Consider the following 14,534-nt stretch of genomic DNA (forward strand, 5'->3'; position numbering starts at 1 on the left):
GAACGGAAGCGATTCAGCGTGCGGAAGTCGGGTCGCTGCCGCCCGGCCAGCCACATGAAGGGGATGTTCTCCCGAATGGATTTGGCGATTTGGCGAGAGGAATAGATGCGCTGCGTGTAGGCGTAAATCATGACTTTGGTCAGCATTTTAGGATGGTAGCTGTCACGGCCACCACCTGGGTAGGCCGCGTCAAAAATGCCGTCGTCCATCCGGTTAACGGCGGCATTGACGATACGAACGAGGTGATGTTCTGGAATATCTTCTTCCAGATCCATTGGCAAGCAAAGTTGGTCCATGGTATATTGAATGTACAAAAGAAACCTCTCCTTTGAAATGGTTGGTCGCACTTCCATTTTACCAAAGGATGGTTTCTTTTTTTTGCTTTTTTTAAAGATTGTAGACCCCATTTCCCGCTTAAACAGCGGAGAGGACGGAACGATTGTGGAAAAGCGATAGCGGTCGCCTTTGTCCCCGGATTTTCACCGCGAAGGAGAATAAATAAAATCTGGGGACAACAGCGATTGGAACAACGGTCCGTTCGCGGAGCGTCCACCCGAGGGCTCACGTTGACCCTACTCCAAAATAAAGGGCTGTCCCAGCAGCCATTTCATGGCTTTTTATACGAAAATGAACACTCCAAAATGCACAAAAAGACCCTCTGCCTCTAAGGATGGGAGTGTCAATTTTTTTTATAAGGTTTCTACAGATTCAACCTTGACGATGAATCCCTGGGCCTCAATTTTCTTTACCCAGTAATCGACGGAGGACTTGGATGAGGTTAAGTAGTCCCAACCTTCTTCACGATAGGTTCTACTGTCCTTGAGCATATGGTAGATCATTCGAAGGATAAGATGAGCTGTTGCTATGGTTGCTTTTTTTTGCCCTCGTCGTTTCTGTATACGATAAAAGTTTCCTTTGGCTATCTTTGAGCTTTTCTTCTTTCCTGCGCTTTCGTTATTGCCTGGGCTTAGCCCTGCCCAAGCTGCGATTTGAGGATCACCTCCAAAACAGGACATATCATTCCCAATTTCAGCCAAGATGACCGCCGCCGCATCTTTCTGAATTCCCGGAATGGTGACTAAAAGGTCAACCGATGTTAAGTGTGGTTCCAGCAACAAATCAATTTCAGATTCTACTGTGGCTAGTTGATTTTCCACATAGGTTAAATGATCCAAATGCAAACCGAGCATCATGCGATGGTGTTTCCTCATTCGTCCGTCCAAGGCCTCAAGAAGTTCAGGGATTTTACGTTTGAGGGAGGTCTTTACTTTATCCCTGATTTCCTCAGCGACTAAAACTTCCCCATTAATAACCGATTCGAGTAAAGCACGACCCGATATACCAAAAATATCGCTGATATATGTGGTTAGCTTTAGATTAGCATCCTGCAAAATCTTATGAACTCGATTCTTTTCAGCGGTTGCGTCCCGAAGTAGCTTTCGTCGGTAACGGGTCAAATCCCGCAGATTTCGAATGTCGGCTGGAGGGACAAAGCTGGGAGTAATGAGCCCAGAACGAAGCAATTGTGCAATCCAGGTGGCATCGGCTACATCTGTTTTACGTCCGGGTACATTTTTGATTCGTCTGGCATTCGCTAGAATCAGCGTGAATTGCCCTTCTAAAATGTTCCATACAGGCTTCCAGTACACCCCTGTGCTTTCCATTGCAACGTGAGTGCACTCCCAGTCATTGAGCCAATCGTGGAGCGCCAGCAATCCTTTTGTGGTTGTAGAAAAAGTACGAATTTCTTGCTTCGGTTTGCGCTCTAATTCACCATACAAGATACAAGCCACCACGTTCTCTTGGTGAACGTCTAGCCCCGCGCATCTTTCTAAAATCGCCTCCATCCACATCACCCCTGGAATCAGTTTGACGCAGGTCATGTACCCTCAAGTAAAAGGATTTTTATACACGTGCTCATAGCAACAATTGGCGGTACTCGTGGGATACAATCGGCCGGTTTGGGACTCAGAGTATGTCCTACCAAAAAAGCCTCGGCCTGTGACCTGCACTTCCATTATGGAAGACACAGATTCACAAGCCAAGACATTTTCATTCATGATGGTGGCCGTCAGGCCATGTTAGTTTGGGACAGCCAGAATATCCTGGAAGCTCAGTGTCTTGTCATCGGACCTTTGCGGTTTCGGATCAGCCACAGGTTGAGGTCTGAAATATTGATGATTATAGGCCATAAGATTATGTACTGTCATACTCATTTAAGTTCAACCTCCTTGAATAGGTTCGAATATATTTGCGTATCTGCGCATCATCTTATCCCTTATTTAACCCTTACCTTCCAATCCTAAACAGTTATATTGCACATGAAGATAAAAAAATAAAAACCTCCGTATCCGCTAAGCGGAATGGAGGCTGAACAAGTTTCAATAGGAAGACCTATACTCATTTATGTTCTTTATTTCTGAGCTGACCAGGAGACTTCGTTCAGATGCTCAAGCTCGCCTTGCTCAAGACGGAAGCTCATGGCCCCGATATTCTCCCGCGCATGCCGGACCTTGGAAGCCCCTGGAATAGCAACTACCGTGTTCCCGTTATAATATATCAGCCAGTTAAGGGCAATTTGACCAGGAGTCACACCATACTTCTCAGCCAATCCCTTCAGGCTCTCTATTAATGGCTTACTGCGGGCCAGCCCCTTGTCGTCCAGGCCGGACTGCAATCTTCGCATACGTGATACTGCCTGGATCTGTGCAGGGTCCTGGTGGAAGCGTCCGGTCAGGATGCCCTGCTGCAGCGGGGAGTAGGCAATAATCGAAATCCCAAGCTCTTTAGCCGCCGCCATCGTTCCATTCCGGTCTATTTTCCGGTCCAGCAGATTGTATTTCACTTGGTTGGAAATAAGGTTCAAGCCATATTGGCGGAGCAGCCGGTGGGCCTCAGTCATCTGTTTCGCCGAATAGTTGCTCACCCCGATGTTACGGATCTTGCCAGCTTGCACTAGCCCGGCCATCGCTTTCATCTCACTGGCGATTGAAGAGAGGGAAAAAGGCTGATGAATCTGGTACAAATCGATATCCCGCCCGCCAAGGCAGCGAAGCCGCTCATCAATCGTGGAAGTAATAGAATGAGCGGTGCGGAACAGCGGCCACCATTTGGTTGCAATCAGAGGCGTGGCATGGGGGCTGTTCTCCCTCTTCAACGTATCCAGCACATGAGCCAGAGCTTCCTCTGATTTTCCGCCGCCATAAATTTCTGCAGTATCAACCCAATTCATGCCGCCTTCCAGACTCACCCGGACAATTTCCAGAATATCCTCATCCTCCAGATTACTCCAATACTTCCCGACAATGCCTTTGCCCCGGCTGAATTGCCAGCATCCCAGTCCAAGCGGTGACACCAATAACTCGGATTGCCCCAAAGGGCGTAAGCCGGCAGTTGCCCATCCTGATTCCATGAATCATCCTTCTCCCATAGATAGAGTACGATCAGATATGCAGGCTGAAAACAGAACATCCCTGTGCTTATCAACAGATATAACCCCAGCTTAAGTCTTAAGCCTTTGACTGTCAATTCTGCCCTTTCAGTCAGCTTGACTGTCTCTGAAACGAGTCTGTTCCCGTATGGTTATCCGGCGTTCAATCCGTATTGCCCGCTTCCCGAATGGTAAGGATAGAGTTCTTCCCCTCCCAAGTCACCGAAAGTCCAAGAGCATGAATCAGTGCAGAGGCCGGTACCAGCTCTGTATAGCTGACTTTTACCGGAAGCGGGGTCATTGTAATACTATTGCCGTCAGCTAACTGGATCTGGCTCTCGCGGATCAACAGAGACTTGCCGTTTCTCGTGAGCTTTGTGCCTCCGTCCCATGCAACCTTATAGCCCAGACTCTCCGATACGGCACGAACCGGCAGCATTAATCTTCCATTTGCATAAATCGGAGGCTGCCCGGCTTCAAGAGTCTTTCCATTAACGACTAGCGTAATCGGTTTTAGAATCGGCGACAGCCTGAACGGCCGTGATTCGAGCACACTGATGCCTAGCTGGCCGAACATGTTCGTTCCCCAGGCTACTGCAGTTCCGTCCTTAAGCACCGCGTATTTGCTGTTCTCCCCAGAAGTGATAGATACCGGAGACTGAAGACCTTTGATTTGTTTAGGGGTTGTGAATGTAAGCTTGGGGTCAGTTGCATTGTTCTTCCCCCAGGTCCAGACGGTACCATCCTTCTTCACCCCAACAAACCCTTCTAACCCCAAACTAAGCTTTGCCAGACCATTAAGAGAAGTAACTTTTTGTAATGAGCTCAAATCGGTTCCAGATGACCACAGCCAATATTCTCCTTTCTTATTGCGGACAATATTGAAGCCATTTCCTGTATCTATGGTGACAATACCGCTTAATCCGGTCATTTTCTTCACAACTAGCTTGGATAGATCATGGACGTCGGCATCCACGCTCCCCCACACCGTCCCGCTTTCTGTCAATGCAAGCAGGCTAGCCCCATTCATCACAATGGATTTCACATGATACAGATTGCTTATAGGAGTTGGCGACAGAGGCAATGCCTTGCCGGGTGCTACACCTGAAGCCGATTGCCACACCCACAGAGTACCATTATCCTTAAGTGCCGCTTGAAAAGCGCCCCCAGCGATATCTTTCACGCCGCTTATACCCTTAACGGGATTTGCCGGAGGAATTACAGCATAGCCCGCAGCCGTTCTGTCCGGAGCTGACCACTGCATCAATGTGCCGTCTTTCTTCAGAGCCAGCATGCCCCCTGAGTAGGAGGTAATCTTAACGACATCAGCTAACCCGGGTATGGTCTGCGGCTGCTGAACCTCACTTTGCTGGTTAACCGAAATGTTATCATCCTTGGCATACGCCCCCCACACCGTCACCGTCCCCTCTTCACTGAGGGCCAGATAATATCCATATCCAATCAATAGCTGCCGGGTATGGTCCAGTGCCCCAATACGGTGTGGAGTTATAGTCCAGCCCTGAGGCCCGGCAGTGCCATTTGCGAATTGGCCATATACATTACTGCCCCAAACCCATACGGAACCATCCTTGCCAAGTGCAAATGAACTTCCGCCCCAGAACCCTGGAGAAGCTACGATTTGTTGAATCCCTGATAGTTTGGAAACTCCTGAAGCAGTGCTGCTTGCCACTGTTGTTGAACCGGAAGTTGAAGTTGAACCAGCCGCAATTACGTTAATAGAAGGTAAGCTAAATACTGCAGTAACTGCAGTTACAGCAATTGTGGATAGCATACCTAAAAGTCGGATTTTCCGGAAAAATATATTCATGGCAATCCTGCCTTTCTTCTCAAGCAGATTGGTATCTTTTGTATAATATAGTCTATATACGCAGTCCAGCCCGTAAAAGTTGTGCCCGTTCTGTTCAAAAAATTACAATCAGAAATATAGGATGATATGGTATAATTACCCTGCTCTGCAGTCTTCTATAGGAATTGATTCGGATACACCACTATAACGGAGGGAATTCATGTTTAAAATTTTTGGTTTCTTACTGCTGTACCGCCTGGTAGGCAACCCTTTTCTGGCACTTCTCATTCTGCTCGTTATCTTGTATTTTCTGGACCGCCGATACGTCGGTATATTCCCAAGCATCACCAAACCATTCCGCCGGAGCCGGCAAATGTCCAGACTGCGGACGACCATTTCACTCAATCCCAATGATGTGTCAGCCAAGTTCGATTTGGCAAGGCTGCTGATTGAGCGCAAGCGTTACAGTGAATCCAAGGAACTGCTTGAACAAATCGCTGACCGCTATGAGCAATCTGCCGAATATTGGGTTGAGCTCGGCTATGCGAATCTGAAGCTGGGTCTCCTGCCTGAAGGTGAAGCTCAGATGCTGCAAGGCCTGGAGATCAACCGCAAGGCCCAGTACGGACAGCCATATCTCCGTCTCGCTGAAACCTTCCGCAATATCGACCATGACAAAGCCTTGCATTATGTAACCCAGTTTCAAGAGATCCAATCCTCCTCCAGTGAAGCTTATTATCTTGCAGGTTCGATGTATAAGGCATTAGGCAGAGTTGACGATGCCAAACGTGCTTTTGCCGAATCAACAGCCATTTACCGCTCGCTCCCCAAATACAAAAAGCGCCAGGAACGCGGCTGGGCGCTGCGCAGTTATTTCGCAAAGATGCGCTAGTTCAGCTGCTACATACATCAACAAAAAACCTCCTGCCAGCACAGGTAATGTGCAGCGGAGGTTTTTTGGAGTTAAAGCTACAACTCAGATCAAGTTTACATATCCAGCGTTTTGGGTTTGTCATCCGAAGCGGACCCGTTGAACGGCCACCAGTTGGCCTGGCCGAACATCCGTACCATCACCGGTACAAAGAACGGGAGAAACACCAGCGCGTACAGGGCAAGACCGGACAAGACTACGGTTGCAATCTGCATCATTGACAGTACTCCTGAAGGGTACATCGAGGCGAAGGTGCCGCCTAAAATCACTACCGCTGAGAGGATAACTGTACCCATATTACGCATTGCGTGCAGGATTGCTTCACGCACATCCCAGGTTTTGTTCTCATTGAAACGGGCCATGAGGAAAATGCTGTAGTCCACACCCAGCGCAATCAGCATCACAAAGCTGAAGAATGGCGTCGTCCAGGTGATTCCTGAGTAATTCAGCAAATGTACAAAAATCGCCTCTGTCACCCCGAGCGCTGTAAAGTATGTGATGACTAGTGAAAGAATCAGATACAGCGGCATAATAATCGAACGAAGCAATACTACCAGTATGATGAAGATACCACCTAGCATAAGGACAACCGTCCGTGTATAATCCTCATTTGATATTTTCTGCAAATCACTATAGGTACTGGTTACTCCGCTGATAGCCGTTTCGGCATTTTCCAGCTTTGTTCCTATGACGGCGCGGTCTACAGCTGCCTGAATATCCCCCATACTGTCTATCGCCTTCGCACTGTATGGATTGGCAGCAAACACCACATCCAGTGTCATCACCTTACGGTCGCCAGACAGATAATTATCAAACACCTGCCCCATGCTATCAGATTTAAGCGCCTCAGCCGGTACTAAGAACCCGCTCAGCTCATCATCCTTGGCATCTTGAATCTGCTTCAGGTAATCCTGTGCAGAATCAAGTCCGCCTGTAATCTGCTTCAGGCCGTTCGCACTGTCGCTCAGCCCATCGGTCAATTGGCTGATCTGTCCTGTAAGCTGGCCGAAGCCGTCTGCCAGCTGTTGCTGGCCACCCTGCAGCTGATCCAGGCCGCTTGTAATGGAAGGAATCTTATCCACGATCTGTCCTTGTCCGGCTGCTGCCTGATTCAGTCCTGATTGCAGCTGGCCGATTCCAGCCACGAGCTTATCGAGCCCCTGCGCCAGCGCAGTCTGTCCGGCTGCTGCTTTGGCATATCCCGTATTGGCCTCATTCAGGCCCGCTGCGGCTCCTTTCAACTGCCCCGTAATCTGGCCTAGGCCTTCTGCGAGCTGAGCTGTTCCTGCACCAGTCTGTGTTACAGTGCCTTTGATCGTCTGATAATTCACATCCTGCAGGAGATCCGGATGAGCAGCTTCCAGACCGGTGAAAGATGCACCCAAACCGCCTAGCGCCTTTGCCACGCCTTGAAGCTGGGTTTGGAGCTGTCCAAGTCCGCCATCCAGCGCCGTCAGTCCTGCCCCGATTTTCTTGTAGCCCGCGAGCAGCGATGCATTGGCATCGGCTAACTGCTTGGCACTGGCTGCCGCCTGGGCCAGCCCGGCTTTGATCTCACCGGCTCCCGAAGAGCCGCTCTTTATACCGTTTTCGATGCGCAACAATCCGTCTCCCAGAGCATCAATGCCTTTTCTCAGCTCGGCTGTGCCTTGTGTCAGCTTCGCGCTTCCTGATACAGCTTCATTCAGCTTCGGCTCATTGTCACTGAGCTGCTTACTCGCTTTCTCTAGCCCCGACTGTATCTTGGTCAGTCCTTGATTGCTCTGGCTAAGACCATCGGTTAGAGTTGCCACCTGCGTCGGAATCAAAAAGTCATTGATCTGTTCGCCGGTCGGACGCGACATACTGCGTACCGATTTGACGCCGTCCACCTTTTCCAGCTCACGGCTGATTTTCTCCGCAAGCCCTATATATTCCGGGGTGTCCATACGGTCGTCATTCTTAATAACGATCTTGCCGGGCATGGATTCCCCGGGGCCGAAGCTCGCAGAAATAATGTTAAAGCCTTTGACCGAATCGTAGTTTGAACCAATCTCATTCATGCTGTTAAAGGACAGTTTGCCAGTGTAAGTTAACAGGAATGGCAGTACGATCGCCGTTACAATCAACAAAGCTGCCCAAGGTCTTTTGAGGGAAAAGGAACCTGCTACCCCCCAAATCCGGCTCTCACTGTGCGCAAGCTTGCTACTTGACGGCCAGAACAGTCTTTTGCCAAGTACAGCCATGAAGAAGGGGACGACTGTCACGAGTGCCAGCAGCATCACGGCGATTCCAACGGCCACCGCTACCGCCGAACGGTAGAGCACGAACTTGGACAGTCCGATCGCCAGGAAGCCGACGAATACAGCAAGACCCGAGTAGAATACTGTGCCGCCTGCTTTGCGGTAAGTTGAAATAATTGCACTTTTGGTATCCTCAGCAGAAGCCAGCTCTTCCTTGAAGCGGCTGATCAGCAATATGCAGTAATCCGTCCCGATCCCGAACATGACGGCAACCATGAATATCTGCGTAAAGGTCGATAATGGAAAATCAAAGCGGTCCACAAGAAACGCTACAATGGATTGAGACACAATATAACTGAGTCCCACCGTCAGCAGCGGCACAAATGGGGCAACAAATGAACGGAAGACTACAAACAGAATCAGCAAAATGAAGATAACGGTAATGTATTCCGATTTCTTCAGCCCTGCTTCCGAGCTGGCAATAGTATCCTCTGTTATCAGTCCTTCACTCGTCAAATAGTGACCGGCGCTGACACCGCTTAGCAGTGCATTCACTTTATCCGGCAGTTGCTTGACAGCTTCCCCTCCGCCACTTACCATGAGCGCTGTCATAACCGTTTTGCCGTCTTTGGCAATCAGAGTATCCTTCAATTCCGGCTGCGAAAACGGGTCAGTGATGGAGTCAATCTTGAGCGAGTCTTTTTGAGCGGTTAGCTTCCCGATGCCTTGCTTAATGCTCTCTGTGTCTTCAGCGGAAAGTCCGCCGGGTTTGTTGAAAACAAGCGCTACCTGATGCAGCGTCTCTCCGCCTTTGGCATCGGCCACTTCCTTCATAATCTCCGAGGCCCTTGTAGAGGAGTAGCCGTCCGGAACGGAAATTTGCCCCTTCTCACGTACCAGATCTGACATGCCCGGGGCTGTCAAAAATAACAGGACCGCCACGGCGAGCCATACGGCTAGAATGGCCCATCTTGCTTTAAGTATGGTCTTCAATTGTTTCTACCTCCTGCTTCCTGCATCAAAAATGCCAGTTTTTCAAACATTGTGATGAATTTCTCAATATCCCGTTCCTCAAAATGCGAGAAATAAGGCGAGATCACCTTCTGTACCTGCTTTTCAGCCGTAGAATAGGTTTCTCTCCCTTTGTTTGTAAGTGACAAATAGACTTGGCGGCGGTCATTCTCATCCCGGGTCCGGTCGATAAATCCGGCTTCAACCAGTCTATTGATAATTGCAGTGATAGAGCTCTTCCCTACAGCTACCGCTTCTGCCAAATAAGTGGAGGTACAGAGATCCTGGCTCTGGATCAGACGCATGATTAGAAATTGATCGTTGGTTAATCCTTCTGCCATACTGTCTCTAATTTGCGCGTTGATCTGCCGGGTCACCACCATATATGCATCCACATAGCGGTTAATCCATTGCTCTGCCTCAAGCTTCAAAATCCCAACCTCCTAGCCTTGATGATAGTTCGTGTGTAGAATAGTTTCACAGTAAAACTATATGATTTGCAGCCTAAAAAGTCAATATCACAACCAGATCCCCGCAAAATATTTGTACTGCAAAAAAAGCCACCCCGCAATTCATATGCGAAATGGCTTATACCCATGCTTACTAAGTACCTGAATGATAAAATACGGAAGTCTGCAGAATTACTCCTCATCCTCAGCTTCTTCTACTTCATACACACAGCGGAACATTTCAATGCCTGCGGGATTCTCCCCAAGACTGTAGACCATAAAGCCCAGATTCCGGTAAAAGTCTGCGGCAATCTCATCTTCTGTCTCAGCAAGCAGATACCGCGGATTGCGGGCTGACAGCAGCTCCAGAATGATTCCCCGCGCATAGCCTTTACCCCGGTTTTCCGGGAGCACGGCAATATGACGAATTTCCAGCGAACCATCCTCAGTCTCCTCGAAGCCTACCAGTCCTACAAGCAACCCTTCCTCTTCCCAGCCGCAGAGCTGAAGTGCCGCCTTACTGCCATATTCCACCGTTGTACGCCAGAGCGCATCCGGTTCATCAATCACGGCATAAGCCAGCAGCTCCTTCACTTCTTCTGTATCTATACGCTGCTTCAAATCTATCAGCATTAGTTTTGTTCTCCTCTCCGTACATTCACTTAATCCTGCTATAAGAACCTCTGATTACATTTTTACTTTCTTCTAAAATACACAATCCGAAGCAATATGTACCCGCTTAATACTCCCACAAGGTTCAGCAGCACATCATCAATATCGAAGCTGCCGGCGCGCAGCAGCATTTGCATGGTTTCTAAGAGCAGTATGCCTGCTGCAGAGACCATGAGCAGCCGAATGACAGCGTACAAATTCCGCTTCAGCAACGGTAGAAGAAAGCCAAATGGCGCAAATACAATTACATTGCCCAGTATATTGATAACCCTTCCTGTCAAAGAAACTCCGTTCTCTAGATCAAAATACAACTTTATAGTACGAAACAGCTCCAGGTTATACCGGAAAGGCCCTTCGGTGTGAACCGTTCGCCCAAATCCAAGGAACATCCAGTATACCAGAGCGGCACTATATATACTAAAGAGAATTATGAGCAGTGCTCTGGCTATTCCCTTCGCTTGCGGTGGCATATGCTTTTTCCTGCTGCTCTGGCCGTTACTCCTCTGCTTCCTTTGTTACTGGCCTTGCCCGCGTTCAATGACTTCAATACTCCCGTCCGGTTTGCCGACAATCGCCATAGCGGCGATCCCAATAAAGAGTCCATGCTCTACTACCCCGGTAATATTCTGAAGGGAAGCCGCGAGTTCTGGAGCTGAAGCAATGGCCCCGAACCGGCAATCCGCAATGTAATTTCCGTTGTCCGTCTTGTACAGGGCATCCCCGCTCCGCCGGAGCTCCGGTGTGCAGCCCAGCTTGGCCAGCTCCGCCACAGTCCACTCCCAGGCAAATGGAACGATCTCCACCGGCAATGGAAATTGGCCAAGAGTACCAACCGCCTTGCTCTCGTCAGCCACCACAATCATCCGTGTACTATTGCGGGCTACGATCTTCTCACGCAGCAATGCACCTCCGCCGCCCTTAATGAGTTCCAGATCATGATTCAGCTCATCTGCACCATCAATGGTCAGATCAAGACCCTTGATATCACCGAAACCGACCAGGGGGATTCCGAGTTCACGTGCCTGTTCCTCTGAGGCAACCGAAGTGGCAACAGCAGTGATCTGCAGCCCTTCCTTTACCCGCTCACCTAACTTCCGGATGGCCCAGTAAGCTGTAGAACCTGTTCCCAGTCCGACCTTCATTCCGTCCTTTACATACTCTACTGCCTTCTCTGCCGCGAGCTGCTTCACATTGATACTCATTTCTAATACCCCCATTTATCCGTTATAATAGTTCTGAATTGCTATCAAATGATCACCGCCAGGAGGCTTCCAGCATGAGAACCGAGCAACAGATCCAATCCAAAATCAACGAATTGACCCTGCAAAAAAGATCCGTGGAATCCCGACTGACACCGCTGCCGGATAGCAGCCCCCAGCGGGAACCGCTGAATGCCCAGCTGAGCCGGCTTGAGGATATGATCCTGATGCTGGAGTGGGTGCTGGATGCACCGGCCGGTAAGTACCACGCGTAAAGCTTGGTTAAGACAGAATTTTACCGTAACAAAGGCTGTCAGGATCACCAATGTAGGGTCCAAACAAATCAATCGGCCGGTAGCCGTGCTTCACGTACAGCGCAATGGCTTCCGGCTGCTTGATGCCTGTCTCCAGCCGGATTTCTCTGCAGCCCGCTGCTGCAGCCCTTTGTTCCAAATCCAGCAGCATACGGTTTGCGATCCCTTGTTGACGGGTATCCGGATCTACATAGAATCGCTTGAGTTCCATACTGGAAGAATCTTCAGCCAGCGGACGAAGGCCTCCGCAGCCTACCGGCTTGTCCCCGGCATAAGCCACCACGAAGGTCATTTCCCTAACCTTGGGATCAGAGAAGTCCACTACGTAGATCGTCTCATGCGGATACCTTGATTTCAGTTCATCATCCAGACGGTCAATTAAAGCCCGCAGATCCTTATTCTCGGGATCAACCACAACAAAGTTCACTCCAACACTAGAATACATTTCTCATCCTCACTCTCATCCTAATTGGAATGTACCTTTATTTATATAGTTGCAACTTGTGATTTTCATATTAGCACAGGAATGTAATTACGTAATTCAAGCAAAGTTATGAAGAACTTCCTCGTACAATTGGGCATTATCCAACTCGTAGCAGATGAATTCTATCCGCTTCAGCGGCAGTCCACCGGAATCACGTTCCTTAATATACTCAATGACAGAACTCAGCGCAGTCTGGCATGCCAGTTCTTTGGGGAAATTATAGACCCCTGTACTGATGTTGGGAAAAGCAACACTTACCGCCCCCCGTCTACAGGCTGCCTCCAGACTGCTCGAATAGCATTTGGCCAGAATTGCAGCTTCTCCCGCAGCTCCGCCTTTCCATATCGGACCTACTGTATGTATGATCCCCAGGAAAGGCAGTCCCCCGGCATTTGTAACCACAGCTTCACCTGGAAGAATACCGCCTTGCTTGTGACGAATCTCTGCACATGCTTCAGCAATCTGCGGTCCGCCAGCCCGGTGAATTGCACCGTCCACACCCCCACCGCCAAAAAGACCCGAATTCGAAGCATTTACAATCATGTCTCCCTGCCAGGTGGTAATATCCCCCTGCCGGATGGAAATAACCACATGGTTAATGATGATTTGCATCTGCGGCCTCCTCCTTCACAGCCGATTCCAAACGCAAGATCATCTCTTTCTCCCCATTGCTCAATGCATTGTCCGTAAAAGAATCCGCCTGGATCTGCTCGCCCCGCAGAGAAGACTGCCGGATATTGCCCAGCATCCAGCTCTGAGCGTCAGAGAGCGCCATTTCCCCGCCTCCTGCAGGAACCCGGCACAGGGCTATCGTCTTGTCGACTTCTCCGCCTGCAAGCTGCCCATCCAGAAGTGAACGAACGCTAAATTGAAACAAAGGAACCGCTTCCGGCCGCTCATCCTTGTATGAAAAGGACTGATGATAGACAGAATACATTAAACTGCTGATGCGTCCTGCAGATTCATCCGCTTCCTGCTGGGCAACCAGCCTGCTGTTCTGGAAAGCAATGATTCCGGCAGCAAATAACAGAAAGGCGACAACCCCTGCATATACCATAAACATATCTGACACCTGCCCTTTCGGCGATATGGGCAACACCGCTTCTATATTATCACGTGACGAACGTGTCAGGGAATGGGCACAGCGCGCTGAATTAACATTTCACCTGAAATTCTATAAAGTTATTTTGAAATATTCATATTAACAGTTGAATCTTCGATTAGCATGATTCATAATGAAGTGGTGCAAAATGTTTGTCAATCCATATCAAACCAAGGGAGGATACCACGAAATGAAATTTTTCTTGGATACCGGAAATATTGAAGAAATCAAACGTATTACCCGCCTCGGATTAGTGGATGGCGTAACGACAAATCCGTCGCTTATCGCCAAAGAAGGCAGACTGTTCAAGGATGTTATCAAAGAAATTGTTGCAATTGTACCAGGCCCTGTCAGCGCTGAGGTCATCGGTCTGAAAGCCGAAGAAATGTTGAAGGAAGCTTACGAAATCGCTGAATGGGCACCTAACGTGGTTATCAAGCTGCCGATGACTGAAGATGGTCTGGAAGCTTGCTATGAACTAACCAAAAAAGGCATTAAAACGAATGTAACCCTCATCTTCTCGGCAGCTCAGGGACTGATGGCCGCCAAAGCCGGCGCTACCTATATCAGCCCGTTCGTTGGACGTCTGGATGATATCGGTGTTGACGGCATGAAGCTGATCTCGGATTTGAAGACGATCCTGACCAATTACGGACTTCAGTCGGAAATTATCGCTGCAAGTATCCGCAACATTGCTCATGTGGAGCAGGCTGCAATTGCAGGTGCACACATTGCAACCATTCCAGGCTCCCTCCTGCCTTCACTTTGGAAGCATCCGCTGACCGACAGCGGTATCGAGCGTTTCCTGAAAGACTGGGAGAAAGTTCCGCAAGTCTAAGCACCCCATACCGGTACATTACCAGCCTTTCTCCGCTCATGCGGGGAGAGGCTTTTTTGTTGTACATTGACATAT

Annotated in this window: 16 protein-coding genes; 3 read left to right on the forward strand and 13 right to left on the reverse strand. The window is 49.2% G+C overall.

Annotated features, from left to right (window positions below):
* The 5 genes from A3849_RS18875 to A3849_RS18890 all read right to left on the reverse strand — a co-directional run.
* The coding region (locus tag A3849_RS18875) for a transposase (protein ID WP_143191861.1) at positions 1-314 on the reverse strand (314 nt) is incomplete at its 3' end.
* A 375-nt stretch (positions 315-689) separates the two neighbouring features.
* Entirely contained in the window at positions 690-1,847 is a 1,158-nt protein-coding gene (locus tag A3849_RS18880; RefSeq protein WP_074112821.1) for an IS110 family RNA-guided transposase, read from the reverse strand.
* A gap of 234 nt (positions 1,848-2,081) precedes the next feature.
* Positions 2,082-2,216 (reverse strand): hypothetical protein, encoded by a 135-nt coding sequence (locus A3849_RS33640; RefSeq protein ID WP_256700821.1) that lies wholly within the window; start codon positions 2,214-2,216, stop codon positions 2,082-2,084.
* 197 nt (positions 2,217-2,413) lie between these two features.
* A complete protein-coding gene (locus A3849_RS18885; protein WP_074112822.1) occupies positions 2,414-3,412 on the reverse strand; it encodes an aldo/keto reductase in 999 nt (332 codons plus the stop codon).
* 181 nt (positions 3,413-3,593) lie between these two features.
* A complete protein-coding gene (locus tag A3849_RS18890) occupies positions 3,594-5,258 on the reverse strand; it encodes a stalk domain-containing protein (RefSeq protein ID WP_074112823.1) in 1,665 nt (554 codons plus the stop codon).
* A 199-nt stretch (positions 5,259-5,457) separates the two neighbouring features.
* Here A3849_RS18890 and A3849_RS18895 point away from each other — a divergent pair, with 199 nt between their 5' ends.
* Entirely contained in the window at positions 5,458-6,129 is a 672-nt protein-coding gene (locus A3849_RS18895) for a tetratricopeptide repeat protein (protein WP_074112824.1), read from the forward strand.
* A 95-nt stretch (positions 6,130-6,224) separates the two neighbouring features.
* Here A3849_RS18895 and A3849_RS18900 read toward each other — a convergent pair whose 3' ends face one another.
* The 5 genes from A3849_RS18900 to rpiA all read right to left on the reverse strand — a co-directional run bounded on the left by A3849_RS18900 (position 6,225) and on the right by rpiA (position 11,724).
* Positions 6,225-9,383: an MMPL family transporter gene (locus tag A3849_RS18900; RefSeq protein WP_074112825.1), complete on the reverse strand. Its 3,159-nt coding sequence runs from the start codon at positions 9,381-9,383 to the stop codon at positions 6,225-6,227.
* Positions 9,380-9,832, reverse strand: a complete 453-nt coding sequence (locus A3849_RS18905; RefSeq protein ID WP_143191862.1) for a MarR family winged helix-turn-helix transcriptional regulator — start codon at positions 9,830-9,832, stop codon at positions 9,380-9,382. The genes A3849_RS18900 and A3849_RS18905 overlap by 4 nt, the downstream gene beginning before the upstream one ends.
* Before the next feature lie 210 nt (positions 9,833-10,042).
* On the reverse strand, positions 10,043-10,483 hold the full coding sequence (locus tag A3849_RS18910; RefSeq protein ID WP_074102187.1) for a GNAT family N-acetyltransferase: 441 nt from the start codon (positions 10,481-10,483) through the stop codon (positions 10,043-10,045).
* A gap of 62 nt (positions 10,484-10,545) precedes the next feature.
* Complete coding sequence (locus A3849_RS18915; protein ID WP_074112826.1) at positions 10,546-10,992, reverse strand: VanZ family protein; 447 nt, start codon at positions 10,990-10,992, stop codon at positions 10,546-10,548.
* A gap of 45 nt (positions 10,993-11,037) precedes the next feature.
* Positions 11,038-11,724 (reverse strand): ribose-5-phosphate isomerase RpiA, encoded by a 687-nt coding sequence (gene rpiA, locus A3849_RS18920; RefSeq protein ID WP_074112827.1) that lies wholly within the window; start codon positions 11,722-11,724, stop codon positions 11,038-11,040.
* Between the two features lie 74 nt (positions 11,725-11,798).
* On the opposite strand from rpiA, the gene A3849_RS18925 reads away from it, so the two are divergent.
* Positions 11,799-11,996: a hypothetical protein gene (locus A3849_RS18925; RefSeq protein ID WP_074112828.1), complete on the forward strand. Its 198-nt coding sequence runs from the start codon at positions 11,799-11,801 to the stop codon at positions 11,994-11,996.
* A gap of 7 nt (positions 11,997-12,003) precedes the next feature.
* Here the strand turns inward: A3849_RS18925 and A3849_RS18930 are convergent, their stop codons facing one another.
* The 3 genes from A3849_RS18930 to A3849_RS18940 all read right to left on the reverse strand — a co-directional run bounded on the left by A3849_RS18930 (position 12,004) and on the right by A3849_RS18940 (position 13,582).
* The gene (locus A3849_RS18930; protein WP_083613588.1) at positions 12,004-12,480 is read right to left on the reverse strand and encodes a GNAT family N-acetyltransferase; all 477 of its coding nucleotides are present in this window, start codon (positions 12,478-12,480) and stop codon (positions 12,004-12,006) included.
* Positions 12,481-12,576: 96 nt separating this feature from the next.
* Entirely contained in the window at positions 12,577-13,131 is a 555-nt protein-coding gene (locus tag A3849_RS18935) for a macro domain-containing protein (RefSeq protein WP_074112829.1), read from the reverse strand.
* Positions 13,115-13,582: a hypothetical protein gene (locus tag A3849_RS18940; protein ID WP_074112830.1), complete on the reverse strand. Its 468-nt coding sequence runs from the start codon at positions 13,580-13,582 to the stop codon at positions 13,115-13,117. Before A3849_RS18940 ends, A3849_RS18935 begins: the two co-directional genes overlap by 17 nt.
* A 229-nt stretch (positions 13,583-13,811) precedes the next feature.
* Here A3849_RS18940 and fsa point away from each other — a divergent pair, with 229 nt between their 5' ends.
* Entirely contained in the window at positions 13,812-14,459 is a 648-nt protein-coding gene (gene fsa / locus A3849_RS18945) for a fructose-6-phosphate aldolase (RefSeq protein ID WP_074088639.1), read from the forward strand.
* The last annotated feature ends 75 nt before the right edge of the window (positions 14,460-14,534 follow it).

This window comes from Paenibacillus sp. P46E, assembly GCF_001909095.1.
GTDB classification, from domain to species: Bacteria; Bacillota; Bacilli; order Paenibacillales; family Paenibacillaceae; genus Paenibacillus_AQ; species Paenibacillus_AQ helianthi.

What these genes read in the sequence shown, in the direction of transcription:
- A3849_RS18880 (WP_074112821.1), bottom strand. Translation starts at nt 1,847, where the DNA reads ATGGAGGCGATTTTAGAAAGATGCGCGGGGCTAGACGTTCACCAAGAG.
- A3849_RS33640 (WP_256700821.1), bottom strand. Translation starts at nt 2,216, where the DNA reads ATGAGTATGACAGTACATAATCTTATGGCCTATAATCATCAATATTTC.
- A3849_RS18885 (WP_074112822.1), bottom strand. Translation starts at nt 3,412, where the DNA reads ATGGAATCAGGATGGGCAACTGCCGGCTTACGCCCTTTGGGGCAATCC.
- A3849_RS18890 (WP_074112823.1), bottom strand. Translation starts at nt 5,258, where the DNA reads ATGAATATATTTTTCCGGAAAATCCGACTTTTAGGTATGCTATCCACA.
- A3849_RS18895 (WP_074112824.1), top strand. Translation starts at nt 5,458, where the DNA reads ATGTTTAAAATTTTTGGTTTCTTACTGCTGTACCGCCTGGTAGGCAAC.
- A3849_RS18910 (WP_074102187.1), bottom strand. Translation starts at nt 10,483, where the DNA reads ATGCTGATAGATTTGAAGCAGCGTATAGATACAGAAGAAGTGAAGGAG.
- A3849_RS18915 (WP_074112826.1), bottom strand. Translation starts at nt 10,992, where the DNA reads ATGCCACCGCAAGCGAAGGGAATAGCCAGAGCACTGCTCATAATTCTC.
- rpiA (WP_074112827.1), bottom strand. Translation starts at nt 11,724, where the DNA reads ATGAGTATCAATGTGAAGCAGCTCGCGGCAGAGAAGGCAGTAGAGTAT.
- A3849_RS18925 (WP_074112828.1), top strand. Translation starts at nt 11,799, where the DNA reads ATGAGAACCGAGCAACAGATCCAATCCAAAATCAACGAATTGACCCTG.
- A3849_RS18930 (WP_083613588.1), bottom strand. Translation starts at nt 12,480, where the DNA reads ATGTATTCTAGTGTTGGAGTGAACTTTGTTGTGGTTGATCCCGAGAAT.
- A3849_RS18935 (WP_074112829.1), bottom strand. Translation starts at nt 13,131, where the DNA reads ATGCAAATCATCATTAACCATGTGGTTATTTCCATCCGGCAGGGGGAT.
- A3849_RS18940 (WP_074112830.1), bottom strand. Translation starts at nt 13,582, where the DNA reads ATGTTTATGGTATATGCAGGGGTTGTCGCCTTTCTGTTATTTGCTGCC.
- fsa (WP_074088639.1), top strand. Translation starts at nt 13,812, where the DNA reads ATGAAATTTTTCTTGGATACCGGAAATATTGAAGAAATCAAACGTATT.